The sequence below is a fragment of the Actinoplanes sp. NBRC 103695 genome (assembly GCF_030269485.1).
Lineage (GTDB): Bacteria > Actinomycetota > Actinomycetes > Mycobacteriales > Micromonosporaceae > Actinoplanes.
In genome coordinates this window covers 210763-237473 of the sequence record NZ_BSTL01000001.1, presented here as the reverse complement: position 1 = coordinate 237473, position 26711 = coordinate 210763, and the positions used below count along the sequence as shown (strand labels likewise).

Sequence of the window (26711 nt, the reverse complement as noted above, 5' to 3'; positions counted from 1 at the left end):
GGTTCCCATCTCCCCGTTCGACCTGTCCCGAGTCGAATTGAGGGCGCGGCGGCGCCTATTTCAGCCGGTCCGGGGCCCGCGCAGTCCCTGGACGCCCCAGCGGACCAGGAAGCCGGCGCCCGCCGTTGCGCCCAGGCAGATCAGCAGCAGGACGATCAGGATCGCCGTCTCCTCGCCGCTCGCCACGGCGACCACCACGATCAGGTCGAGGATCAGCAGGCCGAGCGCCGCCGGGATGCCCAGCACCAAGGCGATGATCCGGCCGGGCGACGACGTGGCCGGCGTGGCTGCCCGCTTCTCCGGGACCGGGATGGACTGCGGGTCGCGGGGCCGCTGGTACACCCGGGCGGCCGGGTGGACACGGGCGTCGATGGCCGGGATCGCGGCGGCCGACCCGGCGTAGAGGGTGGGCTCCACCCGCACCGAGATGCCGTCCGCGCCGATCAGCAGGCGGCCTCCGTCCGGCCAGGCGAGCATCGCGGCGATGGTGTCGAAGCGGACCGTGGCGACGTCGGTGTCCTCCACGACGCTGACGCCCTCCTCGCCGACGATCAGCCGGGCGGCCGGCGTTTCCAGGCTGCGGTGGGTATGGCCCTGGACGGCGGCGTGCGAGCCGGTCGGAGCCGGTGCCAGGCCGGTCCAGTCCGCGGAGCGGCCGGCGGGGGTCATCAGCAGGCCGGTCGACCACGCCTCGGCGGCCACCTCGGTCAGGGCGTCGGGGGTGACCGCCCGGATGCCGGCGACGATCTCGTCCAGGGTCTCGATCGGGCGACCGGACACCAGGTTGAGCGCCTGACCGGGCAGCCGGCCGCCACGCTCCTCGGCCTGGGTGAGCTCGTCGCAGCGGTGGCCGATGACGGTGGCGACGTCCTTCTCGTCCACCCGGCCGTATCGTAGTGCCGCCAATCCGTCGACGAATCCGCCGAGCACGGCGCCGCGTTTCTCCGGCAACGCGTCGGCCGCCGCGGTGATCAGGGCGCTGCCGTCCGTACGCGGGTCGTAGTCGGTGTTGACCGAGTAGGAGAGGCCCTGCTCCTGGCGCAGCGACCGCATCAGCGCGCGTTCCAGCACGCCGGTGAACACGCCGCTGGCCGCCGCGCGGGGCACGACCGCGTCCCAGACCACGGAGCCGGCCGAGCCGCGGAACCACGCCGGGGTCCGGGGCAGCGCCGACGACGGCCGGGGCACCGGGCGGCGCGGGCCGTCCGGCAGGTCCAGTCGCAGGCCGGGCGGGATCTCGTCGGCGGCGATCCAGAGGGCGGCGTTGCCTCGGGTGAAGTAGGTGGCGACCCAGGCACGCAGTTCCTCCGGGCCGATCGCGGGCAGGCCGAACTCCGGGTAGGCGGTCAGGCCGAAGTCGCGGGCGCCGTACCGCCACAGCGCCATCGAGTCGGCCAGGCCGCTCTGCCGGCCGCCGTACTCCGTACGCAACAGCTCTTTCTCCACCTCGAGCCGGTGCATCGGCAGGTCGCGGAGCGACGCGCACACCCCGGTCAGGAAGACGGCGATCTCCTCGGCGGTGCCCTGCGTGTGGAAGTAGGTGAATTCTGGTGTGGTGGTGCCGTTGTAGTGGTGGTCGGCCACCCCGAAGGAGTGCAGTGCCAGGTGCTCGACGAGGTGCGTGACGCCGCGCCGGGCCAGCGTCTCGTCGGCCTGCCCGACCCGGAAGACCAGCCCGGCGTGCATCGGCCCGGCGCCGGCACCGATCATCGCGGGCACGCCGTCGACCTCGACCTGCCGCATCACTTCTCCCCCGCCCAGATCCGTGCCGCGTGCAGCGCCGTCGAGCCGCCGTCGAAATACATGTCCCACGGGTCCAGGGCGGCGCGCCTGCCCATCACGCCGAAGACCCGAGCCGTGAACTCCCGGTCGCCGAACCGGCGGAAGATCGCCGCGAAGTCGCCCAGCGCCAGGTCGGCCGTGTAGTCGCCGGCGACGAAGGCCGGGTGCAGCACCGACCGCTCGGCGGCCGCCCGCAGGTCGGGCAGCGCGTGCTCGAGGTACTGCCGCTGCTCGCCGCCGCTCAGCTCCATCGCATGCTCGATGTGCGCCTCGGCCACCAGCACTCCCTGCGGGGCGCCGGGCGGCGCGGCGAGCATCCGCTCCCGGGCGAACGCGTGCGCCGCCTCGAAGGTGCCGCTCCACTTCGGAAGTAGCTGCTGGAGGTGCTGGACCTGGGCCGGCAGGTGGTGCTCGTCGATCTGGGCCAGGCGGGCGTACCGGCGGGTCTCCTCGTCGAGCCCGAGCGAGATGCCGCGGGCGGAGAGCAGCCGAGCGGTCCAGACGGCCGGGTCGGACGGGTGCCGCGCGGCGCCCTCGATGAGCACCTGCTCGGCGAGGTTGAGCCAGTGGTAGAAGGCGCGCCACTGCTCCTTGCTCACGTGCTGGGCGCGGGCGGCCGTGCGGATGTTCCAGCCGGTGGTGATCAGGAACCGGCCGAGCAGGGCGAACGCCGCCGGGTCGCCGGGGTTCTGGCGGACGAGGCCCCGCAGGAAGTCCTCCGGCACGCGCTCCTCGGCCCCGTAGGAGATCAGCCTGGTCCGATCGGGCGCCGCGGCGACGTCGAGCACGGCGTGGCAGGCCGACCAGTCCAGCCGGCGCAGGGCGTCGCGGAAGGCGGCCCACTGCGGCCAGAGCGCGGCCTTGTCGGTCTCGAACGTGAGTGGCACCGCAGCATCGTAGTGACCGGGCGATCATCCTGTATGGATGGGGTTTACCCGAGGACCGCCCAGTCGGAGAACAGGCACTCGTCCTGGCCCAAGAGGTCGGCGTGGCCGGCGAGCACCTCGCTCGCGCCGGGCGCGGGCACGGTCACCGGGGTGCCGGCGGTGGAAAGCGCCACGAGCAGGCGGTGGTCGCCGTCGGTCTGCTCGTAGACGAGCGTCTCGTTGGCCACGTGGTGCACCGTGGTGCGGGCGCGGTGCAGCCAGGAGTGCCGGCGGCGCAGGGCCAGGAGTTCCTGGTGCAGGTGGAAGGTGGGCAGGCCCAAGGGCGACAGATCCTCGGGTAGGGGCGGGAACGGCGGCCGTACCTCGTCGTCGCCGCCGGCCCGGTCCTCCTTGACGCCGCGGAAGGCGTGCTCGTCGCCGTAGTACACCGCCGGGGTGCCGCCGACCGTCGCCAGCACCGCCACGGCCAGGGCCAGGTGCCTCTCGTCGGTCAGCTTGCTGGCGATCCGGGTGACGTCGTGGTTGCCGAGGAAGGTCCACGGCGCGAAGTGCTCGACGAAGCCGTCGTGCCGGCCCAGGGCGTGGGCCAGCTCGAAGAGGTTGCCGTCGTTGAGGGACGACCAGATCGCCTTCCACAGCTCGTACTGGGTGACCGAGTCCAGGTGGGCGTCGGCGACGAACGCGGTGTAGTCGCCGTGGATGACCTCGCCCATCAGGTACGCGCCGGGATGCGCGGCACGGACCCGGTCGGCGACCCGTGCCCAGAACGCGGCCGGGACGGCGTACGCGGCATCGAGCCGGAAGCCCGCGGCCCCGCGGCCGAGCCAGTGTTCGATCACCTCGGCGACGTGGTCGGCGACCGCCGGGTTGTCGTGGTCGAGCGCGACCAGGTCGTGGTGGCCCTCGAAGTCGTCGTACTCCGGTTCCGGGCCGCCGGTCCAGCGCAGCCGGAACCAGCCGGCGTACGGCGACGACGCGCCGTTGCGCAGCACGTCCTGGAAGGCCCAGTGATCCCGGCCCACGTGGTTGAAGACGCCGTCGAGCAGGATCCGCACCCCGCGCTCCCCGGCCGCGCTGACCAGCGCCGCGAAGTCCTCGTCGTCGCCGAGACGCGGGTCGACCCGGAAGTGGTCGATGGTGTCGTACCCGTGCGTGCTCGACGCGAAGATCGGGCCGAGCGCCAGTCCGTTCGCGCCCAGGGCGAGCAGGTGGTCCAGCCACGGGTGCAACCGCCCCAGCCGATGAGGCGCTCCCTCTTCCTTCAGCGCCCCGGTGAAGCCGAGCGGGTAGACGTGCCACCAGATCGCGTGCTCTCGCCAGTCCACCGGGCGACTCTATCCCTGTCGCGATCTGTGTACCCGGCGGTAGCCAACCGGCCATCCGAACCGCTTAAATTCACATCGGTCTATCGATGGAGGAACAGATGCGAGGTCGCAGCAGAATCGCCCTGGTCGTCGCCGGGGTGCTGGTGGGCGCGTTCGCCGCGGCGCCGGCCCAGGCGGCGGTCAGCCGGGAGCAGCTGGCGCTGCGCTGGGCGCCGATCCACTACCAGGACGTGGACGCCACCGGCGACCACGCCGTGGGTGGCAAGTCCGACTACATCACCGCGTACGACTTCGACGGCGACCTGGACGGCCGGAACAACTGGGACCGGACCGGCACCGGGTCGATGGCCGCCACCGCCTACTACTCGGTGGTGGAGACGAGCAGCCACTGGTACCTCACCTACTTCTTCTTCCACCCGCGGGACTGGGTGGACCACCCGTTCTTCGAGACCGAGCACGAGAACGACGGCGAGGGCCTGCTGCTCGCGGTCGAGCGGGACGGCTCGGACTACGGGGTGCTGCGCTCGGCCGTGACGGTGGCGCACACCGACTTCTACTCGTACACGCCGGCCGGCAGCACCTGGACGAGCGGGCGCGAGTCGGTGGACGGGACGCTGCAGCTGCAGAGCTCGCCGCACGACTCCTTCCAGCACCCGGTGACCGCGCAGGAGGCCAAGGGGCACGGGCTGAAGGCGTTCCCGCAGTACAACATCGTGGGCGACGGCATCGTCTACTACCCGTCGTCGGTCGCCGAGACGCCCGCGAACGGCGACGACCGGGATGTGCGGTACAAGCTGGTGGACATCTTCGCGGCCGGTGGCCTGTGGGCGGAGCGCGGCAACGCGAACCTCTTCGCCGCGCTGGGCACCTTCGCCGGCGACACCAGCGGCGGCTGCGGGCAGGGCACCTACTCCTGCGGCACCAACTCGGCGAACGCGCCGTGGGGCTGGGACGACGGCAACGACGTCCCGGCGCGCGGTGAGCTGGCGTCGGACCCGGCGAGGCTGGTCACCGAGTACTTCGCGATCCCGGTGGCGGTGTCCCGGACCTACACCTACAACCCGTACCGCAGTGAGCTGGCCGAGCTGGCCCGCCTGCACAAGGTCGCGCCGCGCCCGGTCGACTGACCCACGACTAGCCCTCGACGATGCGTTTGATGGCGACGAGGTCCTCGAGCACGGCTTTCCAGTCGCGTTCGAAGTCCTCGTCGCTCATCTCCGGCCGGCGGCGGACCGTGAAGACGAGCTCACACCCGTCGCCGTCCGGGATCACCCGCATCGGGTTGTGGAAGGTCTCCCCCGACGCCGTGGTGACGTCGTGGTCGAGGACGCCGTACTCGTTGCGCGGCGTGAAGACGAGCTCGATCCGCCCCATCGGCGACTCCGCGACCCAGTGGTCGCCGTCCCGCTCGATCGAGCTCAGCAGGCCCGGCGCCCACGCCGGCAGGTTCGCCGGGTCCGACGCGTACTCGTAGACCGCCTCCAGCGGACGGTCGATGTGGGTGCTGACGTGCTTGGATTCCATGCCCGCGACGCTATCCGACCGACCAGACCGGCCCTCACTCGTCGGTCAGGTCGGCCAGCACCTGGCGAAGGATCTCCGGGGTGCGCTGCGGGGGCTCCGCCTCGATGGACAGCCGGCCCATCGCCTCGGCGTACTGGTCGACGTCCTCCCGCTTGTCCAGGTAGAGGCCGCTGGTCAGGTGCTCGATGTACACCACGTCCGGCACGTCGGAGTGACCGAAACGCAGGATGGAGAATGCACCGCCCGCGGCCGCGTGGCCCCCCGAGGCAAAGGGCATGACCTGCAGGCGTACGTTGCGGAGCTTGCTGACCTCGAGAAGGTATTCGACCTGCTCGCGCAGCACCGCAACCCCGCCGATCGGGCGGCGCAGCACGGCCTCGTCGAGCACCGCCCACACCCGCGGCGGATCCGGCCGGGTGAGCAGCTGCTTGCGGGCCATCCGGAACTCGGCGCGGCGGGCGATCTCGGCCTGCGCCTTGCTGCCGTGGCCGAGCATGATGACGGCCCGGGCGTACGCGTCGGTCTGCAGCAGGCCCGGCACGAACTGGATCTCGTAGGTGCGGATCAGCTCGGCGGCCTGCTCCAGGTCGAGGTAGTTCTGGAACCAGGTGGTGAGCACGTCGCCGTACGCGTGCCACCAGCCCGGGGTGTTCGCCTCCCGGGCGAGCGCCAGCAGCCGGGCGTGCTCGCTCTCGTCCTCGATGCCGTAGAGCCGCAGCAGGTCGGTGACGTCCCGTTCCTTGAACGCGACCCGGCCGAGCTCCATCCGGCTGATCTTCGACTCCGAGCCGCGGATGGCCCAGCCGGCCTGGTCCCGGGTGATCCCCTTGGCCTGGCGCAGGCTACGCAGGCGGGCGCCCAGCTGCATCCGCCGGACGGTGGGCCCGCCGTTCTGTTGTGTACCTGTCACGTCAGCCCTAACGTCCGCCCAGGCGGAGGTGGTCCACCATGGATGGCAGGTCCACCTCTGGACCATGCAAGGAGGCGTCGGCCACGGCAGCATCCCTCGATCGGGTGAAGAGAAGATCGCGGCAAGCATAGACCGGTCAACCGTGCAAGTTGCACCGGCCGGAGGGGGAGACATGACCGACCAGGTGTACCAGGTATCCAGCGCACAGCTCGCGCGGTGGGGCGGGCAGCGTTCGGGCTCCACGTTGCGGCTGGCGGGCCCCTGCCCGGCCTGCGGACGCGACACCACGGCCGTCGTCTCGGGCAGCATCGACGGCCTGGAGACCCTGGACTCCTCCGCGCCGGAGAGCCTGACCGTGTCGATCGCCTGCTCAGCGGGGTGCGGGCGGCGCTGGACGGCGATGGCCGAGATCGACGCCGACGGCCGCGCCCGGCTCGTCCCGTCGGCCGACACGCGGCTGGAGGCGGCGGCCGAGGCGTGGCGGGTCGCCGACACCGAGCAGGAGAGCCGGTTGCGGACCGCGGCGGAGAAGTGGATCGCGGGGATCGCCGCTCTGCTCGGCATACTCACGGTGGCCGGTCTCGGGCTGGCCGCGGAACCGATGCGCAAGCTCGCGCTCGGCGGACGGATCGCGGTGGCGGTCGTGGTCGCGGTGGCGGTGATCGCGGCCGGGCGGGCGATCGTGCTGGCCTACCGCGCCGCGTACGGCTGGCCGGTCTCCCGGTCCGGAGAAGATGATGCCGCCCTGCTGGAGTGGGACGCGGCCCGGCGAAAACTGCCCGGCCGGATCGCCGGCCGGCTGCGGAGAGCGGCGACGTCGGCCGGGGTCGCGCTCGGGGCCCTGGTGGTGGCGGCCGCCATGACCTGGTTCCTGCCCGCCGCGAAGCCACCGGCGCCCTTGGTCAGGGCCACGATGCGGGACGACACGACGGTGTGCGGGACACTGCTCGCCACGAGCACGGACGGCTCGTTGCGGCTGCGCCGGGCCGACGACGGCGAGGTCGCGGTGCTGTCCGGCGCCCTCCTGCGGCGGCTCAGCCCCGTGGAACGCTGCTGATCGGGATCGCCCGGTTGTGCTCCGGCCGCCGCCACGACTCGTGCACCGGCTCGCCACCTTGATGGATGCCCACGAGCGTCCAGTCCAGCGTGAAGCAGGGCGACCCCGAGGAGCCTGCCTCGGTGTCCGCGGTGTGCCGCAGCAGCCCGTCGACCAGTCCCGCCACCTGCCCGAAGCGCATCTGCACCGGCCCACCGGCGAGATGCTGAAGCACCACGAGGTGGTCCCCTTGCACGGCCGCGGCCGGCTTGACCTCGATCCAGCCCCTGGTCGCGGCGGACGGCTCTCCCACCTCGCCGATCGGCTCCTCCCCGACCGGCCGGTCCAACCGGAACAGGGCGACGTCGTCCGCCACCTGCTCGAAGGCGACCACGCGCACCGTGACCCCGGCGAAGACCGCCAGGCCGGTGGCGTCCGCCCGGTAGTCCAGCCGCAGCCGGGCGTCCTCGGGCGCGACCCGCCGGATCACATGGTGGCAGGTCAGGCCGAGGTCCGGCCCGATCAGGAAGCCGGTGCCGAGCGGCCGGCCGCCGGTCTCCAGCCGGCCGACCTGTCCCTCGAGCTCGCCGAGGCGGGCACGCCACCGGACCGGGTGAATGTCGGGCATCCGATCGCTGAGGATGCTCTCCAGACCGCCGGGCTCGGCCCCCACGAGCTCGCGACCGGACGCGACCGCCCGCAGACCGTCGTGAGCGGGCCGGGACTGGCGGGCGGCGACGATCAGGCGGTCCAGCCAGCCCTCACTGTCGGCCGCCCTGATCAGGTCGAACACGATCGACTCGTAGTTGCCGGCCATGGTGATCCGGGCCCGGTCCTTGGACAGCCGGTAGAACAGCAATTCGTCCAGCCGCTGTGGACCGAAGGCGTCCAGCAGAGCATCACTCAGCCGTTTCGCCGTACGCCCGTCGAGCACGCGGCCCATCCTCCCATCGCGACCCTCTGTTCTATAGTCGGGACCCTGAGTGGAGGAGGAGTCCGATCACGCTGACCGGCCCACAGCTGCGCGGCCTGGCCGACGCCCTGCTGGACGCCTACTCCCAGCGTGAGGACCTGGAGCACCTGTTCTTCTACGAACTCGATCTGCGGCTCAACGACTACGTCGGCGACGAGGGCATGCGCGTCGTGGTGATGCGCGTCCTCCAGGCCGCCCATGACGAGGCCTGGCTGGACCGCTTCGTCGACGCGGCGCTGGCGGACCGGCAGGACAACCCCGGGTTGCGCCGCTGGGCACGGGCGAGCGGATGGACCGCCGGCCCCGAGCCTGAGCCACCGGCCGATCAGCGGATGCTCGACAGCAAGTTCTTCGACCTGCGTGAACTGCGACAGAGCATCCGCGAGGCGCACGGGCGAGCCACCGGCGGCGTGCTCGCCCTCGGCCTGCCGGACGCCGAGGCGATCGTGATCCGCAAGATCTGCGACTGGCTGCCGTACTGCCTCGGCGAGGTCGTGGTGAAGGACGCGCTCGCCCTGCGACCCGACCTGGGCTCGGTGGACGCCCGGATCAAGCAGGCGTTGTGGTACCTGCCGGAGCTCGACGACGTCAACGTCGTCTGTCCGATCCAGACCCAGGGCGTCGCCGCGTCCGTGGTCGGGGCGTTCTGGGACGGGCTCCGGCAACAGCTCGGCGCCCACCGCCGGCTCTTCGTGGCGATTTTCTCCGGCGGCCCCGAGCTGCCGACCGGCGTCACCCCGCTCCCGTCGCCGGTGCCCCGCCACCACGACGTGGCCGAGTGGACCGAGCAGATGGTCGACCGGCTGAGCTGGGATCCACCGCTCGCCGCACGGTGGAGCAACCGGATCCTGGTCGACTGCGGCGGCGAGCCGATCGACACCCGCCGCATGTTCGAGGTGATGGACCGATCCATCCGCGACGTGCTGCACGAACGAGAGGCGTTCCGGCGCCGGCTGGAGGAATCGATCTAGCGTGCAGACCCGACATCACGTCGACACGTCCACCTGGTACGACGCGTTCGCCGAACAGCCCCCCAGCCGGCGGATCGAGGACCCGAGGGCCGACATCACCCCGTCGCCTCCGCTGCGGACGCTCGGGCCCGAGCCCTATCGAGCCACCGAGGGCCTTCAGTCGGCGGTCAACCTGGCCATCGGCCTCGGACGGCCGCTGCTGCTGCAGGGCGACCCCGGCGTCGGCAAGACGCGGCTGGCGCACGCCGTGGCGTACGCGCTGGGTCTGCCGTTGGAGATCGCCCCGATCAAGTCGACGAGCCGCGGACGGGACCTGCTCTACACCTACGACGCGGTGCGCCGGCTGCACGACGCGCAACTCCGCCGCCGTGCCCACGACGAGGACGTGCGGCGCTATATCCGGCTGGGCCCGCTCGGCCGGGTGATCGCGCGCGCCGAGCAGGGCCGGCGCTCGGTGCTGCTGATCGACGAGATCGACAAGGCCGATCTGGATTTCCCGAACGACCTGCTGCACGAGCTGGATTCGCTGGCCTTCACCATCGACGAGCTCCCCGACGGTGAGCACCGGGTGCCGGCCGACCGCCCGGATCTGCGGCCGATCATCGTGGTCACCAACAACGAGGAGAAGGCGTTGCCCGGCGCCTTCCTGCGGCGCTGCATCTTCCACTACATCGAGTTCCCGGGCTCGCGCGCCGACCTGGACGAGATTCTCACCATGCACGGCGTCGCCCGGCCCGAGCTGCGCGCCGCGGTGATCGACATGATCGGCCGGCTACGTGAGCTCGACCTGGCCAAGAAGCCCGGCGTGAGCGAACTGCTCGACTGGGCCGGCTTCCTGCAGGCCGTCGACACTCCGCCGGACCAGGTCGCGACGCTGCCCTATCCCGAGGCGTTGCTCAAGCAGCGCGGCGACCAGCAGCGCGCCGTGGATCGGCTCGCCCGCCCGTGACCGGCACCCCGGCCTTCGTGTACGACCTGGTGGAGCGCCTGCGCCGCCGGGGACTGCCGATCGGGGTGGACGACTGCGCGACCTTACGCTCGGCGCTCGGCGCGGGGTTCGGGCTGGGCTCGTCGAACGACTTGCGTGACCTGTGCGTCGCGCTCTGGGCGACCTCGGTGGCCGAGCAGGAGATGATCGCCGCGGCTTTCGCCTCGGAGGCCCCCGACTGGCACGCGGCGCCGGCCGCGCCGGCCGCCGAGACGCCTCCGACGCCGGAGGAGGAGGCACGTACCCCGGCGGATCCGATCCCCGCCGCAGTCCCACCTCTGCCGTCGTCCCCGCCGCCCCCGCCGCCCTCGGTCCGCGCGTACACCGCCGTCACCGGCCAGCCGCCCGCCACCGGTGAGTGGGACCCGGCCCTGGTGCTGGCGCCGCAGCATCCGCTGACGGCGCGAGAAATCGCCCAGGCCTGGCGACGCCTCCGCCGCCCGGTCCGCCACGGCCCACCGTCCGAGCTGGACGTCGGCGCCACCATCGACCGGTACGCCCGCAGCGGCGTCGCGTCCGGGCCGGTACTGCTCCCACCACGGCGCAACACCGCACGGCTACTCCTCCTGGTCGACCGGCAGGGGTCGATGACGCCCTACCACGCGTTCACCGACCATCTGCTCCGCGAGATCCGCAACGCCGCGCGGCTGGAGGCGATCCGGGTCGCGTACTTCCGCAATCTCCCCGGCCGAGCCGAGGACGCGCTGGCCGACCGCCCCGACCCGTTCTCGCCGGAGATCGACGCCGTACTCAGCCGGATCCGCCCGCTGACAGGCGGCCGGTTCTACGCCGATCCCGCCCTGACCGAGCCGCTCACCGCGGTCCTGGACCGCACCTCGCCCGGCACGGCCGCCGCGATCATCAGCGATGCCGGAGCCACCCGCGGCACCTTCCAGGCAGGCCGCCTGACGAGCACGATCGCCCTGGTCAAGGCGCTGCTCACCGCCGGCTGCACGGTGGCGTGGCTCAACCCGGCCCCACCGGAACGCTGGCCCGGCACCACGGCGGCCCAGATCGCCCGCCACGTGCCGATGTTCCCGCTGACCGCCGAGGGCATGTACCGCGCGGTCGACGTCCTCCGCGGCCGTCCCCGCGACACGGAGCGCCCGGCATGACAACGCCCGGTGTGACCCCCCTCGGCGTCCTGCACGAGGCCCGGTTGTACCTGCCCGCCGGCTCGGTCGAGCTGGCCTGCCACGCCGCCGTGCCGGTGGCGCTCGACACCGGTTTCCTGCACCTGCTGCGGATCAACTTCTTCCAGGACCCGCCCGAGGTCCTTCCGTACGAGGCCGAGGCCGCCCTTCTGACGTCGCCTCTCTTCCAGGAACTGGGCGACGGTCTCTTCGAGGTCGATCCGGTACTGCGCGACCGTCTGCTCGCCGGTTTGACGGCGGCCTACGGTCACGACCGGCTGACCGGGGTCGCGGTGCTCCTGGAGCAGTACACCAACCGCGCCGACCCGTGGCCGCTGCGGGAGCTCGACCACGCCCAGCGCCTGACCGCCCTGAGCGTCGTCCACCCCGACCGTGCGGCCACCTGGCTCGCCGAGGCCGCCTCCACGTCGGCCGCGGCCACGGATCCACTGGCCAAGGAATGGTTCGTCGCAATGCAGGCCCGCCTCGAGCGCCGGCCGCCCGATCTGGAAGCCGAGATCCGGCCGCTGCTCGACGCCAACGATCCCCGGCAGCTCGGCGAGCTGGCCATGGTCCCAGGTGCGGACGTGCTTGCCATCGCCCGGCACCTCGAGGCCCGCAGCTTCCGCAGCGAGGCCGCCGAGGTGCTGCGCCAGGTCCTCGCCGCGGTCCCGCCGCCGCGCAGCGTCCGGCACGACCCGGTCCCGCAGCACCTGCCGCTGCTGCGCATGCTGAACGCCCACGACCTCGGCGACGCCGACCTGGCTCAGCTCCGCGAACGGACCGGACGCGACGAACTGCGCGTCCCGATCGGCATCGACCGCGGATCGCTCGTGGAACTCGACATCAAAGAGCCCGCGCAGGGCGGCATGGGTCCGCACGGCATGCTCATCGGCGCCACCGGCTCGGGAAAGACCGAGCTGCTGCGGACCCTGGTACTGGCCCTGGCCATCACGCATCCCCCGGCGACTCTGACGTTCGCATTCGTTGACATCATGGGTGGCAGCGGTTTCCGAACCTTCGACCGGCTCCCGCACACGGTGGCCCTGATGACCGGGTTGAACGTTCCGGACCCCGGCTACCTGGTCCGGTCGGTCCTCACGGCCGAGATCACCCGCCGACAGGGGGTGCTGGCCCGGTCCCGCCAGGCCACCCAGCGCGAGCACCAGCGTGTCGCCAGGGCGGACCCCACGCTGGAGCCGCTGCCGACTCTGCTGATCGTCATCGACGAGTACGCCGAACTGCTCACGGCCATGCCCGACTTCGTCAACATGCTCGTCTCGATCGGCCGCGTCGGGCGTTCTCTCGGTGTGCATCTGCTGCTCAGCGGCCAGCGCCTCGACGCGGGCCGGTTGCGTGGACTGGACACCTACCTCTCCTACCGCATCGCGTTGCGGATGTTCAGCGCGGAGGAGTCCCGGACCTTCCTCGGCGACGGCCGCGCCGCCGAGCTGCCCGCCGAGCCGGGGCACGGCATCCTTCGCGTGTCGTGGAACAACCAGATCCCGTTCCGGGCGGCTTATATCTCCGCTCCACGCGGCCCGGGTCCGACCTGGGACGAGTTGCTGGAGCACACGCCCAGGGAGACGGAAGCGGAGTGGGTGGTGGACCGGCTGACCGCTCACGACCGGCCCGCACCCCGCATCCACCCTCTGCCGACCTCGATGCCGAATTCCCTCGGCGACGTCCTGGGCCCCGCCGGCCGGGTGGACGAGCGCGGCTTCCAGCTCCTCGACCATCACCTGTGGCGGATCAACGAGCTTCCCGTCGCGGTCTCAAAGCATGACCGGTCACCGGCTGAGGCGGTACGCCGGGTACGAACCGACAGTAGCGCCGCGATCGTCGGGCCACCGTCGAGCGGCCGGCGGACCGCGTTGCAGACCCTGGTGTGCGGGCTGGCCCTGACCCGCACTCCGGACGAGGCCGAGATCCACCTCATCGACCTGAACGACACCGGGTTGACCACCCTGGGAGGTCTACCGCACGTCCGCACCGCCGCCCGGAAGATGGACGTGGTCGCCATCTATCGCGCTTTCGCCGAGATCGACGCGCTCATGGGGCGGCGAAGCCAGCTGGAGAGCCGGACGCGAAGCCGCACCTATCTGGTGATCAGCGGCGTGCACGAACTGCACAGCCGCTTCCCGGATCTCAGTCTCGTCCTCAACGAGATTCAGTCTTCTCGGTCGGGCGGCGTCCACACCATCACCACCTACGAGGACAGGCTTCCCGTCGGCAGGGGCTTCCCCGCCGGGGCGAACTCGATCAGGCTCACCGGCGAGCAACTCGTCGGCCTGGACGAGGTCGTACCCCTCCTGCCGCAGGTCACGACGTCGGCCGGCCCGACCAGCATCGGTACCGTACGTATATCCGAACTGGCGCGGCAGCACTGGCGGGGTTCGGTGGCCCCGGCGCCGCGCATGCCCCCCGAGATCGTCGACTACGAGAGCGTCACCGCGGAACCCGGTGAGGGCCTGAACATCCCGGTCGGCCTGGACCTCCTCGACCCCGACCTCGCCGTCGCGTCGGTGGCGCTCGACAAGGGGCCGGGTTTGGTGATCTCGGGTGACCGCGGCAGTGGACGGACCTCGTTGCTCCGATCGCTGATGAAGACGATCGACCAGCGCTTCACCGCCGCGACGGCCGTCACCTACACGCTCGGCAAGCACGGCGTCTTCAAGGATGTCCGGGACACCATCCGTCGATTCGACCGGTCCCCCGGTCGGCAGATCTTCATTGTCGCGGACGACTATGCCGACGACGAGGCGGGCGGCCTGATGCAATTCCTCGAGCTCCTCCCCCGAGCGGCCGAGCTCCACTTTCGCCTCGTCATTACACGCGGCGCAGGGGAACCAGTGGGCCCGGTGATCGGCGCGATGAAGGAGTTGCGCTGCGCCCAGATGGTGATGTCGGGCAGCCGGTCCGGCGGCCTCACACCAGTGACCCTGCCGTCTGGTGTCGGCCGGTTGTTGCAGGCCGACCCGCGCGGCGTCGGCCCGAGGCCGGTGCGAACCCTTCAGCTCGGTTATCTGCCTGCGGCGGAGGCGTAGCGGGCGAGCCACGCCCGGCCGACCTCGCCGAACGGCTCGGCGCCGGCCGTCACCTCGGCCATCAGGCGGTCCGCCTCCGTCTGCGCCGCCGCGATGACGTGCGCGGGGTAGGCGTAGAGGACCTGGTGCTCGGCGAACTCGTCCTCGTCGTCGAGGATGATCCGGCCGTCGCGGGCTCGGATCACGTCGAGGTCGAGGTCGACGGCCTCGATCAGGGCGCCGCTGATGGTCGGCGGGGTGCTGATGTCGATGTAGAGCTCCGCGCCGTGGTCGCTCTCGCCGTTGAAGGAGGCCACGTACCAGCCGTCGGCCGGGACCAGGGTGACGAAGTCGTGGGGCTGTACCACCGGCGGCTCGTCGCCGCGCTGCATGGCGACGCCGGCGCGGGTGCCGAACCAGGTGCCCCACTCGTCGACGCCGAGCGGTTCCAGCGGGTAGTGCCAGTGGAGGCGGCCGCCCCACTTGGTGAAACGGAACTCGGCCATCAGGTCAAGCTAACGGGAGGGGCGGCGTCCGGCGCGACGCCACCCCTCCGGGGTGGAAGGAAAATCAGGCGGCGGGCGTGCCGGTCACCTGGAAGGAGTTCGTCCGGCCGACGTTGTCGAACGAGCCGAAGCCGACCCGTCCGGAACCGAACGTGGTGTCGCGGGCCGTCATCAGCGGGTCCTTGGAACCGTCCAGGTAGACGGCGATCTCGCCGGTGGCGGGCAGATGCTTGACCCGGACCTGGTGGTAGTCGCTGTCGGTGATGGCGGGGTTGGCGCCCCGGCTGCGGCCGTTCCACTGGTAGTCGAGGCGTTCCCGGTCGGCGTTGTTGACCTTGAAGATGCCGTTGTGCGGGAGGATCGTGTTGTCGGTCGAGACGTGCGCGTAGTAGAACTCCGTGTCCGAGCGGTAGCCGAACACGATGATCACGTCACGGTTGGTGATCTCGACCGGGGTGTCCAGGCGTACGTTCGCCTTGATCTCCACCGACGACAGCACCGGGCCGGCGGTCAGGATGGCGTACTCGAACGGGCGCCGCGGGCCGGGACGCTCGACGCCGGCCTCGGCCAGGATGACCTCGCGGCCGGTGAACTGCCACTTCGACGGCGTGACCGGGCGCCAGTTGGTGGGCCGCAGGGTGTCCTTGCCCCTGGTCGTGCCGACCGGGCCGGCGGCGAACGTCCGGGTGCCGGTGACCTTCCAGATCCTGCCGTTCGCCTTGGCGAGGATGTAGAGCTCGCCTGAGCGGTCGGTGCCGAACCGCAGGTCGACCCGGTTGGGGTCGCCGACCGAGCCGGGGCCGGAGATGTCCTGCATCCGGATCGGCGTGCCGGGCGCGGTGAACAGGTTGAGGCGGTGGATGGTGGCTGGCGCCTGGCCGCGCTTCATCTCGGACGCCTCGGTGTAGAAGACCCAGCCGCTGACCAGGTCGCCGAAGATGTACTTGCCCTTCAGGGCGGGAATGGCGCTGCCGCGGTAGACGAAGCCACCGGCGACGGCCACGCCGACGTCCGACGTGCAGTTCCAGCCGGGCGCCGGGTTGTGGTCGTACTCGGCGACCGGGTACTGGTAGCCGGCGTCGTCGGCGGGCAGCGGGAAGAGCCGGTCGCACGGGGTGGCCGGCGTTCGGTCGAAGACGTACCGGCCTTCGCGGTCGCTCCAGCCGAAGTTGTCGCCGGGGCGCACCTCGTAGATCGACTCGACCGCGTGCTCGCCGATGTGGCCCAGGTAGAGCGCGCCGGTCGCCTTGTCCCAGCTGAACCGGTGCGGGTCGCGGAAGCCGTACGCGTAGATCTCGCCCCGCTTGCCGGCCTGCCCGACGAACGGGTTGCCGACCGGGATGCCGTACTTGCCGTTCGGGGCGTTGGTGCCGCGCGGGTCGATGCGCAGGAGTTTGCCGTGCGGGATGGCGAGGTTCTGCGGGTCGGTGTTGCCCACGCCGACGCCACCGTCGCCGACGGCGAGGTAGAGCAGGCCGTAGTCGGCGTCGCCGCGCTTGGCGTACGGGTTGAAGTTGATTTCCTGGATGCCGTGGATCCGGCCGCCGAAGCCGATGCGGAGGATCTCCCGGTGGGTGCCGCTGAACGTGCCGGCGGCCGGGTCGGTGGCCGTCCATTCGTTGATGACGCCGTGGTACTGCACGTTGGGCTGGGCGTAGTCGGGGACGGCGCCGGTCAGCAGCGGGTCCTCGGTGTGGATCGTGTAGAAGACGCCGTTGCGCTTGAAGTCCGGGTGGAAGGTGACGTACCCGAAGCCCTGGCCGAGTCCCTTGCCGGAGAAGAACGGAGCGCCGAAGGTCGCGCGCACGTCGAGGTAGACGTGCGGGACGCCGTTCTCGACGAGGTAGAGGTTGCCGTTCAGATCAGGAACGGCCCGGCGCCCGGAGCCGTCGGGCAGTTCCATGATCGTGTTGATCCGGGCGATCCGGTTGAGCCGCTGGTCCTCCAGCGGCGGCTGGGTGAACGACTGCGGGAACCGCGCGTACTCCGACAGCACGAGGCCGAGCTTGGACGCGACCGGCTCGGTGGGAACCGGGTCGTAGACGGCGCCGTCCGCGGCCTGCGCGGCGGGCACACCAACCAGTGTGGACAAAAGGAGCGTGGCTGCGAGAGCGACTAGGCGGCGCACGGTTTACCCCCGGATCATGTAGCGGTATTGGTTCGCGACCTCACGCGAGGACAGCGATCGGTCGAGGAACATGAGCGCGTCCATCCGGCAGTCGCACGGATTGCGGTCCGCGGAGCCCTGCCACGGGAAGCTGCCGCCGATCTTGATCCCGCGCGGATCGGTGGCCGTGGTGACGTGCGGGCCCGGGCCGTCGACCAGCCACGGGTCGTCGTTGCGGGTGTAGGCGCCCGGCACCGGCTGCCCGTTGCGGTAGAGCGCCATGGTGCCGTTGGAGAAGTCGAACGTGGCGCTCAGGTGCACCCACTCACCCTTGGGCAGCAGGGTGCGCCAGTCCTCGGTCGCGGCGAAGGTCTGCGAGTTGCCGCCGTCGAGTCGCCGGCCGAGCGCGACCAGCCGCAGCGTGCCGTTGACGTCGATCAGCTCGAGCAGCGCGCGGACGGCGTGCCCGTCGGAGTCGCCGGTGAGCACGCCGGTCAGCCCGATCGCGTTGAACCCGGCGGCCGGGCCGTCCGTCTCGCGCTTGAACCAGCCCATCGTGGTGGCGCCCGCGGCCGCGTTGTAGGCGCGGAGGGTGCGCACGCCGCTGGCCGACCAGATGCCGGCCTTCCAGTCGTCGGTCCCGCCAGGGACGCCCGGGTTGATCTGGCCGGTCTGCAGGACCTTTCGACCACCGGGGTACGCGCGGTCGGCGACGCGCTGCGCCACGCCCCCGTTGATCAGTTCGATCTCGGTGCCGGAGCGTCCCTGGTCGCGTTCCAGGGCCGGGTCGCCGGGCACGGGATGGTCGAAGTCGTAGAAGGCGACAAGGTCACCCCGTAAGGACGGATGGACGTCGCTGGGCCCCGTGGGATCAGCGTTGACGGGTGCCGCAGCGCCGGTGACCGCGAGGACCGCGGCGACGGCGACTACGACACGTCCGGCTCTGTTCATCAGTGAGACTCCTTAGTGGTGGGACGGCCACCCAGGTAGAGCTCCCCCAACTGCGGGTCGGCGAGAAGATCAGCGGCAGGACCCGAGATGTGTACGCGGCCCAGGTCCAGCACACAGCCCAGGTCGGCGGTCTCCAGCGCGCGCCGGGCGTTCTGCTCGACCAGCAGCACCGCGGTGCCGGCGTCGCGCATCCGCACGACCTGCTCGAAGACGGTGCTGGTGGCCTTGGGGTCGAGGCCCATGGACGGCTCGTCGAGCAGCACCACGGACGGGTCGACCATCAGCGAGCGGGCGAACTCGACCTGTTTCTGCTGGCCGCCGGAGAGCAGCCCGGCCAGCGCGCCCCAGCGGTCGGCGACCACCGGGAAGATCTCCTTGACGAAGGCGACCCGCTCGGCGATCTTCGCCTTGTCGGTGATGGTGTACGCGCCCAGGCGCACGTTCTCCTCCACGGTCATCTCGCGGAAGACGCTGTGCCCCTGCAGCACCAGCGACACGCCGGAGGAGAGCATCCGCTGCGGGCCCAGGCCGGTGACGTCCTCGCCGTTGATCAGCACCCGGCCCTCACGCGGCTCGAGCAGCCCGCTGGCGATCTTGAGCACGGTGGACTTGCCGGCGCCGTTCGGCCCGACCAGGCAGACGATGGATCCGGCGGGCACCGACACGCTGAACCCGCGGAGCACCGGCGCCGCCCGGCCGTAACCGGCGACGACACCGTCCAGGGTGAAGAGGTCAGACGCCAAGGTAGGCCCCCAGCACGCGCTCGTCGGACCGGATGGCGGCCGGCGTCCCCTCGGCGATCGGGCGGCCGCGGTCGAACACCACGATGTGGTCGCTGATGCTCATCACGAGGTCCATGTTGTGTTCGACGATGACGAAGGTCCGTCCTTCGGCGTTGAGCTCACGAACCAGGGAGCCGATCCGGTCGAGCAGCGCCGGGTTGACGCCGCCGGCCGGCTCGTCGAGCAGGATCGTCTCCGGCCCGGCGTTGAGCACCCCGGCGAGTTCGAGCAGTTTCTGCTGGCCCCAGGACATGTTCCGGGCCTCGACGCCGGCCAGGTGCTCGATGCCGAGCCGGGTCAGCCAGCTCCGCGCCCGGTCCACCTCGGAGGGGTGCCGGGCGCCGAGCAGCGCCCGGGTGATGCCGCCCGGCCGGACCGCGGCGAGCACGTTGTCCAGCGCGGTCATCCGCGGGAACACCCGGCACAGCTGGAACGTGCGCCCGATGCCGGCCCGGACGATCGCGTGCGGCGTCTTCCGGGTGATGTCCTGACCCTGGTAGGTCGTCGTTCCGCTGTCCGGCCGGATCATCCCCGTCACGCAGTTGAAGAACGTGGTCTTGCCGGAGCCGTTCGGCCCGATCAGCGCGTTGACGCGGCCGTGCCGGAATTTCACGGTCGCGCCGTCCAGGGCGGTCACGCCCCCGAACGTCTTCCGCAGCTCGTGGGTCTCCAGGCTCTTCGTCATCGCTTGTCCCCCGCATTGGCGAGCCGCCGATCGCGCAGCTCCTCAGCCGTCTCCTCGCGGATGGTCGCGCTGTCGTCCGGCCGCAGCCGCTTGACCAGCGCGGCGAGCGCGGGCAGCACACCGTCCGGCATGAACATCACGACCAGCCCGAGCAGCACGCCGGTCGCGACCAGGTGCAGCTGGGTGTCGCCGAAGGACACCTTGAAGTACTCCAGCGCCACCCCGACCACGACCGCGCCGACGACCGGCCCGAACAGGTTGCGCACCCCGCCGAGCAGCGCCATCAGCACCAGGTAGGAGCCGCTCAGGATGGAGAACTGGAACACCGGGTCCAGGTCGCCGAACCACAGCGCGTAAAGGCCACCGCCCAGCGCCGTGAAGAAGGCCGAGACCACGAAGACGATCATCTTGTACGCGAAGGTGGGCGTACCCAATGCCTCTGCCTTGTCCTCGTCCTCCCGGACGGCCTTCAGGCCCAGCCCGAAGCGGGACCGGTCGACCAGCCACCAGGCGAGCAGGGCGAGCGCCAGCAGACCGGAGTAGAGGTACCAGAACGCGCGGTGGTGCTCGGGGCGGGACAGGTCGGGGAACGGCCGCGGGACCACCAGGCCACGCGAGCCGCCGGTGAACGAGGCCCAGCTCTGGAACACCAGCAGCAGGATCAGCACGATCGCGATGGAGACGATCACGAAGGACGCCCCGCGTACCCGCAACGCGGCGAAGCCGACCGGCACCGCGACCAACCCGACCAGCACGGCCGCGGCGAAGAGCGCGAGGAACGAGCTCAGACCGGCCTTGACCACCAGCAGGCCGGTGGCGTAGCCGCCGAGGCCGGCCAGCGCGCCGTGGCCGAGCGAGATGTAGCCGGTGAAGCCGCCGACGAAGTTCCACGACGTGGAGAGCACCGCGTAGTTGAGGACGACGATGCCTGCCGACAGGACATACGGGTTCGGCGCCACCGACGGGAACAGCAGAAGCGCCGCAACGAGCAGAACAGCGCCGCCTGAGGTCGCCCACCTAGAAACGTTGCGCAAGGCGGCCTCCGAAGAATCCCTGCGGCCGGAAGGCCAGCGTGGCGAAGAGCGCCAGGTAGAACACGGTCTGCGCCCAGGTGGTGCCCATCGGGATCTGGAGCACGCTCTGCGCCAGGCCGAGGATCAGCGCCGCCGCCGCAGCGCCCGGCACGCTGCCCAGCCCGCCGACCACGATGATCGCCATCAGCGGGCCGATCCAGTGCCAGTGCAGCGACGGGTAGATGGTGGTGTCCAGCGACAGCGCGGTGCCGCCGACCGCCGCGGTGGCCAGGCCCAGCCCGAACCCGTACCCGGCGATCCTGGCGGTGTCGATGCCGACCAGCCGCGCCGCGTCCTGGTGCTGGATCGTGGCCCGCAGCGCCCAGCCGAACCGGGTCCGCTTCATCAGCAGGTAGAGCCCGCCGAGCGCGACCGCGGCCAGGCCGAACGCGATCAGTTTGACCACCGCGATCCGGGCGCCGAAGAGCCCGAAGCTGGCTGAGCCGTAGCCGAGCTGGATGCGCCGCTGGGTGCCGGTGAACGCGTACCCGAGCAGGCCCTCGATGGTCACCGCGATGGCGAAGGTGAGCAGCACCGACATCATCGTCAGCGTCATCGGGCGCAGCCGGGACAGCAGGCCGCGCTGCAGCAGCACCCCGGCCCCGAAGAACAGCGGGACCGTGACGATCATCGACAGCAGCGGGTCGATGCCCAGCTCGGTGTGCGTCCACCAGGCCAGGTACGCGGCCAGGATGAGGAACGCCGAGTGGGCGATCATGACGACCCGCATGATGCCGAAGTAGAGCGTCAGGCCGGCCGCCAGGAGCGCGTAGAGCCCGCCCAGCAGCAGGCCGAGCACGACGCTCTGGAACAGCAGCGCGCCATCCATCAGGTCACCAGGCCGGCTTCGGGTAGCTGAAGTCGGCTTCCTTCGTCTCGGCCGGCAGCACGATCTTGATCTCGCCGCCGACCCACTGCTGGATCATGTGGGCGCCCTGCGGCTTGCCGGTCGCGTCCCAGGTGAGCGGGCCGACCACCGTCTCGATCTTGTTCTTGCGGACGAAGTCGACCAGTTTCTTCTGGCACTCGCCCTGCTCGGCGCAGTTCGCCGCCTTGACCGCCGCCTCGACGACCTGGCCGGTGGTGTACGCGTTGGCCTGGTCCTCCTCCGGGTCCTTGCCGAACTGTGCCTTGAACTTCTCGACGAACTCCTTGTTACTGGCGTACGGCGCGTCCTGGCTGTACCCGGTCGGCGAGAGCACGCCCTCGGTCTTGTTGCCGATGGCCTTGGCGAACTCGGGCTCGGTCGGCGCGGTGGAGAAGGCGGCCAGTTTCGGCTGGTACCGCAGCTGCTGCAGGGCGATGATCAGGTTCACGCCGTCCTGGTACTGCGAGCCGCCGATCAGGACGTCCGCCTTGGTCGCCGCGATCTTCGCCGCGATCTGGCTGAAGTCGGTGGTGTTCGGCGGGTAGACCTCGTCGGCCACGATGCTCAGGCCACCGGCCTTCAGCTTGTCGCGCAGGCCGTACGCGGTGCCCTGGGCGAACGGGTCGTCCATCGAGGCCACCGCGACCGTCTTGGGCCGCTTGTCGGCGGGCATCGCGAGGATCGCGTCGGCCAGGTGGTTGTAGTGGTCGTCGGCGACCGCGGGAGCGGCGTAGAACAGGTTCTTGAAGCCCTGCTCGAAGACCGCCTTGGCGGCGCCGGCAGGCTCGACGAAGAGCATGTCGTACTCCTCGGCGACCCGCGCGGCGGGCACCACCAGGCGGGTGGAGAACGGGCCGACCACCAGGTCGACCTGGTCCTTGCCGATGAGCTGCTCGTAGTCGGCGACGACCCGGTCGGCGTTGGACTGGTCGTCCAGGATCTTCAGCTCGACCTGGCGGCCGAGCAGCCCGCCCTTGTCGTTCACGATCTTGGCCCAGGCCTGGTAGCCCTGCTGGACGCCCTTGCCCGGCTCGGAGAAGTCGCCGGTCAGCGGCAGCGAGATGCCGACGACGATCTTTTTTGACGAGGCGTCGCCTCCGCCGTCGTCGCCCCCGCTTGAACAGCCACTGATCAGAACTATGGAGGCGGCACCAACCGCTGCTGCCTGCCTAAAAGTCTTGTACATCCTCGAACGCTCCTCGTGTCCCGGGAACGAAAGCGCTTACGAAAGCGCTTTCGCAATCTATGCTGTGCGGTGCGTGACTGGCAATAGGCGTACAGCGATGTTTCCGGGGAGTGAACGATGCCCAAGCCCGGCCCGAGGTTGCGGCTCGTTGACGTGGCCGAACGCGCCGGCGTCTCGCTGGCCACCGCGTCCCGCGCGCTGGCCGGCCGGGACGGCGTGAGCGAGGAGGTGGCCGACCGCGTCCGCCAGGTGTCCCGCGAGTTGGGATACGTGGCGAACCCGTTCGCCCGGACCCTGGCCGGCGGCGCCAGCACCACCGTGGGACTGGTCGTGCACCAGGTGGACGACCCGTACTTCTCGGAGATCGCCGGCGGTGTCATCCAGCTCGCCGACCAGCAGAACCTGCTCGTGCAGATCTGCCACTCCGGCCGCGACCCCGACCACGAGCTGCGGCAGATCCGGCACCTCATCGCCCAGCGGGTCGGGATCATCATCATCGCCGGGTCCGGATACAGCGACCCCCGGCTGGAGGCCGAGGCGAAGGCGGAGCTCGGCGCCTACCAGCAGGCGGGCGGGCGGGTCGCGGTCATCGGGCGGCACTCGCTCGGCGCCGACGCGGTGCTGCCCGACAACGAGGCCGGCGGCCTGGCGCTGGGCTCGCACCTGCTGCAGCTGGGACACACCCGGATCGCGGTCGTCGCCGGCACCGAGGCGCTCACCACGGTCGCCGACCGGCTGGCCGGGGTGGCCGCCGCGCTGCACGGGCACGGGCTCTCCCTGGCCGGCCTGCCGGTGGTGCACACCGACTTCATCCGGGAGGGCGGGCGGGAGGCGGCCGAGCGGATCCTGCGCGACCACCCGGACACCACGGCGATCATCGCGCTGAACGACGCCATGGCGATGGGCGTACTGTCGGTGCTGCGCGAACGGCGGATCCCGGTGCCGGGCCGGATGTCGGTGGTCGGCTTCGACGACGTGTCCGTGGCCGCCGACCTGGCGCCGGCCCTGACCACGGTCCGGCTGCCGATGACCGACATGGGGCGGATGGCCCTGGAACTGGCCCTCAAGCCCCGGGCGGCCCGGTCCCGCCGGCGCTCCACCGGGCATCGGCTGATCGTGCGCGACTCGACCGCCGCTCCTGGTCACCTTCCGCCATATTCGCCCCACTCCTAGCAACATCCTCATCAGTTCCAGGAAAGTTCTTCAGAGGAGTGCACAGAATCGGGTTGCGAGGTGTCATAGGGGACGTGACCTTCGAGAATTTCGCGGTGGCCCGGCTTCCCAGCCTGCTGCGGTACGCGATCGTCCTCACGGGCAATCGTGATCTTGCACAGGATGTCGTGCAGGAGGTGCTGGCCCGTGCGCAGGTCAAGTGGCGGCGGATCAGTGAGGCCGACTCGCCCGAGGCCTACGTACGCCGCATGGTGCTGAACGAGTACCTCTCCTGGCGGCGCAGCTGGGCGGCCCGCAACGTGCACGCGGTCGGCGAGCGGCTGATCGAGCTGGACGACGCGCGGGGCGGCGTGAGCGACCACGCCAACCACGTCGTCGAGGCCGACGAGCTGTGGAACAGGCTCGCCGTGCTCGGTCGCAAACAACGGGCGGTGCTCGTGCTGCGTTACTACGAGCAGCTGGACGACGACGCCATCGCCGACCTGCTCGGCTGCTCGCCCGCGACGGTCCGCAGCAACGCGTCGAGGGCCCTGAAGACGCTGAGGCTGTCGTCGGAAAAAAATGAGAGAGTTCCCGTCGAGGAGAAGTCGTGATGAACCACCCAGACCAGCTGCGTCAGGCCATGCAGGCCCATGAGCACCTGGCGCCGGAGCCCGCGGTGGTCTACGCCCGCGTGCAGGAGCTGGCCAAGTCGTACCGTCGCCGCCGCCTGATCGCTCAGACGGCCGGTGGCGCGGTGCTCGGGGTCGCGGTCATCACCGGCGCGTTCCAGGTCCCCCACCTGTTCCCCGGCGAGACCGCGCCCAGCGGTGGCACTGCCGTCGTCCAGCCGGCCGCCTCCCCCACCGCCAAGGCGCCGGCGCCGTCGGAGGAGCCCGAGGCGCCCGAGGCCGAGGACCCGATGTTCACGCCCGCCGAGCAGAAGGCCCGCGACAAGTACTTCGCCGAGGGTTACAGCCTCGACGAGGCCGAGAAGCTGTCCAAGCTCTGGAAGATGAAGGACATCGACGACGTCAAGACCAAGGCCGGACAGCTGCTGCTGAACGGCAAGAAGCTGCCGGTCAGGCCGCCCGCGTCCTCGGTGAGCTCCACCGCCGCGGAGGCACAGGCCGAGGCGTTCTTCGCCGAGGGCTACGACTACGACGACGCGGCCGAACTCGCCAAGCTGTGGAAGCTGCCCACGCCGTACGACGCGAAGGTCGCCGCGGGGAAGAAGATCCTGGCCGGCGAGACCCTTCCGATCCAGCCGTGACACCTGAACTGCACCGGCGCACCGGGTTCGAGATCGAGCTGCTGGCACCCTCCGGCCGCAGCCGGCTCGCCCTCGCGCAGGACCTGGCCGCGCGTCACGGCGGCCAGGTCCGGCCGGTGTGGCACCAGGACACCGAGCCGTCCCTGGTCCCCGAGCTGGGCCGGTTCCGCCACCTCACCCAGGGTTTCGAGGTGAGCCGGTCGGACGGCACGCAACTGTGCACCCTGGTCGACGACGTCACCCTGCTCGCCGACGTCGACCCGCGCGTCCCACCGGCGCCCGGCTGGTTCCGGATCCTCACCGACGACCCGCGGCTGCTGCGCCTGATCGCCCTGCACACCGACCCCGGGGTCACCGCCGCCACGGCACTCGACGCCACCGCCGCGCTCTGGCGGACCGAGGTCACCCAGCACGGCGACGTCTTCCGGCTGGACGACGAGCGGGGCGCCACGATCGCGATGGCCGCACCGCAGGGCGGCGAACGGGAACGCCCCTGCGAGATCGTCACGCCACCGCTGGCCACCGATCACCATGCCGCGCTCGAGGAACTGCTCGGCCCCGCGCGGGAGATGGGGTTCACGGTGCCCCGCGAGGCGGCGGTGCACCTGCACGTCGACGGTGGCCCGTTCCGGGCGCCACGCGCGCTGGCCAACCTGGTCCGGCTGTTCGCACACTGGCGCGAACCCCTGCGGACGCTCCTGCAGACCAACCCGAACTGCCGGCGCCTCGCGCCCCTGCCCGACCAGCTGGTCAAGGTCGCGGACGGCGACAGCCCGGCCGAGGCCGCGCTGCGGCAGGCGGCCGACGAGGGCGAGCTCACGAAGTACTTCGACGTGAACCTCACCCAGCTGCTGACCGACACCCCGGTCCGCGACACGGTGGAGATCCGCATCCTGCCCGGCGCGATCACGGCCGACGAGATCCTGGCCCGGGCCGGCCTGGTCGAGCTGCTGCTGGACCGCTGCGCCACGGACGCGCCCTTCCCCTACCCGCCGGGCGACCCTGCGGAGGCCGCCGAGTCCCTGATGCACCTGGCGGCGAGCACCCTCGGCGACCGCTAACCTCTTCGCCCGTGGGCATGAGCGGAAACTGGGTGCGCTTCACACCGGACGAGCTGTCAAGAGCGGTCGAAAACCTTGATGAGGCGTACGACCGGGCCAAGGAGCTCGAGGCGGCGAACGACGGGCGCTGGGCGAGCACCGACAAGAACTGGGCCGCGTTCGACTGGTTGCTGCGCCGGCGGGGCGTCGAGGTCAACGTGGTCCTGGGCGAGGAGACCTTCCCCGGCACCGAGCCGGGCAACGAGTTCAGCGAGGGCTCGTGGGGTTACGGCCCACCCGAATACCTCACGCCCACCCGGGTGGCGACGGCCGCCGCGGCGCTGGCGTCGTTGTCCGAGGCCGACCTGATCCGCGACCTGACCCCGGCCGAGGCCCTGGCGGCGGACGTCTACTCGTTCTATCCGGAGACCGAGACGGACTTCGCCGAGTACACAGCCGAGCTTCCCGCCGCCCAGCACTTCTTCGAGGCCGCCGCCGCATCCGGCGACGCGGTCCTCTGCTGGCTGAACTGA

Annotated in this window: 25 protein-coding genes; 11 read left to right on the top strand and 14 right to left on the bottom strand. The window is 71.1% G+C overall.

The window, feature by feature from the left end; genetic code table 11:
• Positions 1 to 60: 60 nt before the first annotated feature.
• The 3 genes from QSK31_RS00990 to QSK31_RS00980 are packed head-to-tail and all read right to left on the bottom strand — an operon-like array spanning position 61 to position 3994.
• Positions 61 to 1743 (bottom strand): peptidase M16 family protein, encoded by a 1683-nt coding sequence (locus QSK31_RS00990; RefSeq protein WP_285680055.1) that lies wholly within the window; start codon positions 1741 to 1743, stop codon positions 61 to 63.
• The gene (locus QSK31_RS00985; protein ID WP_285680053.1) at positions 1743 to 2669 is read right to left on the bottom strand and encodes a hypothetical protein; all 927 of its coding nucleotides are present in this window, start codon (positions 2667 to 2669) and stop codon (positions 1743 to 1745) included. The genes QSK31_RS00990 and QSK31_RS00985 overlap by 1 nt, the downstream gene beginning before the upstream one ends.
• A 44-nt stretch (positions 2670 to 2713) precedes the next feature.
• Positions 2714 to 3994: an alpha-amylase family glycosyl hydrolase gene (locus tag QSK31_RS00980; RefSeq protein WP_285680051.1), complete on the bottom strand. Its 1281-nt coding sequence runs from the start codon at positions 3992 to 3994 to the stop codon at positions 2714 to 2716.
• 98 nt (positions 3995 to 4092) lie between these two features.
• Here QSK31_RS00980 and QSK31_RS00975 point away from each other — a divergent pair, with 98 nt between their 5' ends.
• A complete protein-coding gene (locus tag QSK31_RS00975; protein WP_285680049.1) occupies positions 4093 to 5121 on the top strand; it encodes a hypothetical protein in 1029 nt (342 codons plus the stop codon).
• Positions 5122 to 5128: 7 nt separating this feature from the next.
• On the opposite strand, the gene QSK31_RS00970 is transcribed toward QSK31_RS00975, so the two are convergent.
• Together QSK31_RS00970 and QSK31_RS00965 are read right to left on the bottom strand one after the other, a co-directional pair.
• Entirely contained in the window at positions 5129 to 5518 is a 390-nt protein-coding gene (locus QSK31_RS00970) for an SRPBCC family protein (RefSeq protein WP_285680047.1), read from the bottom strand.
• A gap of 34 nt (positions 5519 to 5552) precedes the next feature.
• A complete protein-coding gene (locus QSK31_RS00965) occupies positions 5553 to 6428 on the bottom strand; it encodes a Sco1979 family transcriptional regulator (protein WP_502872882.1) in 876 nt (291 codons plus the stop codon).
• 172 nt (positions 6429 to 6600) lie between these two features.
• Here QSK31_RS00965 and QSK31_RS00960 point away from each other — a divergent pair, with 172 nt between their 5' ends.
• Positions 6601 to 7485, top strand: coding sequence for a hypothetical protein (locus QSK31_RS00960; RefSeq protein WP_285680043.1), 885 nt, complete (start codon positions 6601 to 6603; stop codon positions 7483 to 7485).
• Here QSK31_RS00960 and QSK31_RS00955 read toward each other — a convergent pair.
• Positions 7463 to 8407 (bottom strand): trypsin-like peptidase domain-containing protein, encoded by a 945-nt coding sequence (locus tag QSK31_RS00955; RefSeq protein ID WP_285680041.1) that lies wholly within the window; start codon positions 8405 to 8407, stop codon positions 7463 to 7465. The genes QSK31_RS00960 and QSK31_RS00955 overlap by 23 nt on opposite strands.
• Here QSK31_RS00955 and QSK31_RS00950 point away from each other — a divergent pair.
• The 4 genes from QSK31_RS00950 to QSK31_RS00935 are packed head-to-tail and all read left to right on the top strand — an operon-like array spanning position 8338 to position 14576.
• Positions 8338 to 9408 (top strand): effector-associated domain EAD1-containing protein, encoded by a 1071-nt coding sequence (locus QSK31_RS00950; RefSeq protein ID WP_285680039.1) that lies wholly within the window; start codon positions 8338 to 8340, stop codon positions 9406 to 9408. The two genes, QSK31_RS00955 and QSK31_RS00950, sit on opposite strands and share 70 nt — an antisense overlap.
• 1 nt (position 9409) lies before the next feature.
• Positions 9410 to 10357, top strand: a complete 948-nt coding sequence (locus QSK31_RS00945; RefSeq protein WP_285680036.1) for an AAA family ATPase — start codon at positions 9410 to 9412, stop codon at positions 10355 to 10357.
• On the top strand, positions 10354 to 11511 hold the full coding sequence (locus QSK31_RS00940) for a VWA domain-containing protein (protein ID WP_285680034.1): 1158 nt from the start codon (positions 10354 to 10356) through the stop codon (positions 11509 to 11511). Before QSK31_RS00945 ends, QSK31_RS00940 begins: the two co-directional genes overlap by 4 nt.
• The gene (locus QSK31_RS00935) at positions 11508 to 14576 is read left to right on the top strand and encodes an FtsK/SpoIIIE domain-containing protein (protein ID WP_285680032.1); all 3069 of its coding nucleotides are present in this window, start codon (positions 11508 to 11510) and stop codon (positions 14574 to 14576) included. The genes QSK31_RS00940 and QSK31_RS00935 overlap by 4 nt, the downstream gene beginning before the upstream one ends.
• Here QSK31_RS00935 and QSK31_RS00930 read toward each other — a convergent pair.
• From QSK31_RS00930 to QSK31_RS00895, 8 genes are all read right to left on the bottom strand, one after another.
• A complete protein-coding gene (locus QSK31_RS00930; protein WP_285680030.1) occupies positions 14552 to 15061 on the bottom strand; it encodes a DUF402 domain-containing protein in 510 nt (169 codons plus the stop codon). The genes QSK31_RS00935 and QSK31_RS00930 overlap by 25 nt on opposite strands.
• A gap of 64 nt (positions 15062 to 15125) precedes the next feature.
• Complete coding sequence (locus QSK31_RS00925; protein ID WP_285680028.1) at positions 15126 to 17135, bottom strand: PQQ-dependent sugar dehydrogenase; 2010 nt, start codon at positions 17133 to 17135, stop codon at positions 15126 to 15128.
• A 57-nt stretch (positions 17136 to 17192) separates the two neighbouring features.
• Entirely contained in the window at positions 17193 to 18119 is a 927-nt protein-coding gene (locus tag QSK31_RS00920; RefSeq protein ID WP_285680026.1) for a LamG-like jellyroll fold domain-containing protein, read from the bottom strand.
• Positions 18119 to 18862, bottom strand: coding sequence for an ABC transporter ATP-binding protein (locus QSK31_RS00915; RefSeq protein ID WP_285680024.1), 744 nt, complete (start codon positions 18860 to 18862; stop codon positions 18119 to 18121). The genes QSK31_RS00920 and QSK31_RS00915 overlap by 1 nt, the downstream gene beginning before the upstream one ends.
• Complete coding sequence (locus tag QSK31_RS00910; RefSeq protein WP_285680022.1) at positions 18852 to 19586, bottom strand: ABC transporter ATP-binding protein; 735 nt, start codon at positions 19584 to 19586, stop codon at positions 18852 to 18854. Before QSK31_RS00910 ends, QSK31_RS00915 begins: the two co-directional genes overlap by 11 nt.
• A complete protein-coding gene (locus QSK31_RS00905; RefSeq protein ID WP_285680020.1) occupies positions 19583 to 20620 on the bottom strand; it encodes a branched-chain amino acid ABC transporter permease in 1038 nt (345 codons plus the stop codon). The genes QSK31_RS00910 and QSK31_RS00905 overlap by 4 nt, the downstream gene beginning before the upstream one ends.
• Positions 20604 to 21488 carry a branched-chain amino acid ABC transporter permease gene (locus QSK31_RS00900; protein ID WP_285680018.1) on the bottom strand — a complete coding sequence of 295 codons (885 nt, stop codon included), beginning with the start codon at positions 21486 to 21488 and terminating at the stop codon, positions 20604 to 20606. Before QSK31_RS00900 ends, QSK31_RS00905 begins: the two co-directional genes overlap by 17 nt.
• Positions 21489 to 21492: 4 nt before the next feature.
• A complete protein-coding gene (locus tag QSK31_RS00895) occupies positions 21493 to 22713 on the bottom strand; it encodes an amino acid ABC transporter substrate-binding protein (RefSeq protein WP_285680016.1) in 1221 nt (406 codons plus the stop codon).
• 117 nt (positions 22714 to 22830) lie between these two features.
• On the opposite strand from QSK31_RS00895, the gene QSK31_RS00890 reads away from it, so the two are divergent.
• The 5 genes from QSK31_RS00890 (at position 22831) to QSK31_RS00870 (ending at position 26711) form a co-directional block, all read left to right on the top strand.
• On the top strand, positions 22831 to 23886 hold the full coding sequence (locus QSK31_RS00890) for a LacI family DNA-binding transcriptional regulator (RefSeq protein WP_285680014.1): 1056 nt from the start codon (positions 22831 to 22833) through the stop codon (positions 23884 to 23886).
• A gap of 74 nt (positions 23887 to 23960) precedes the next feature.
• Complete coding sequence (locus tag QSK31_RS00885) at positions 23961 to 24479, top strand: SigE family RNA polymerase sigma factor (RefSeq protein WP_285680012.1); 519 nt, start codon at positions 23961 to 23963, stop codon at positions 24477 to 24479.
• The gene (locus QSK31_RS00880; RefSeq protein ID WP_285680011.1) at positions 24476 to 25138 is read left to right on the top strand and encodes a hypothetical protein; all 663 of its coding nucleotides are present in this window, start codon (positions 24476 to 24478) and stop codon (positions 25136 to 25138) included. Before QSK31_RS00885 ends, QSK31_RS00880 begins: the two co-directional genes overlap by 4 nt.
• Positions 25135 to 26199, top strand: a complete 1065-nt coding sequence (locus QSK31_RS00875) for an amidoligase family protein (RefSeq protein WP_285680009.1) — start codon at positions 25135 to 25137, stop codon at positions 26197 to 26199. The genes QSK31_RS00880 and QSK31_RS00875 overlap by 4 nt, the downstream gene beginning before the upstream one ends.
• Positions 26200 to 26216: 17 nt before the next feature.
• Entirely contained in the window at positions 26217 to 26711 is a 495-nt protein-coding gene (locus QSK31_RS00870) for a DUF1877 family protein (RefSeq protein WP_285680455.1), read from the top strand.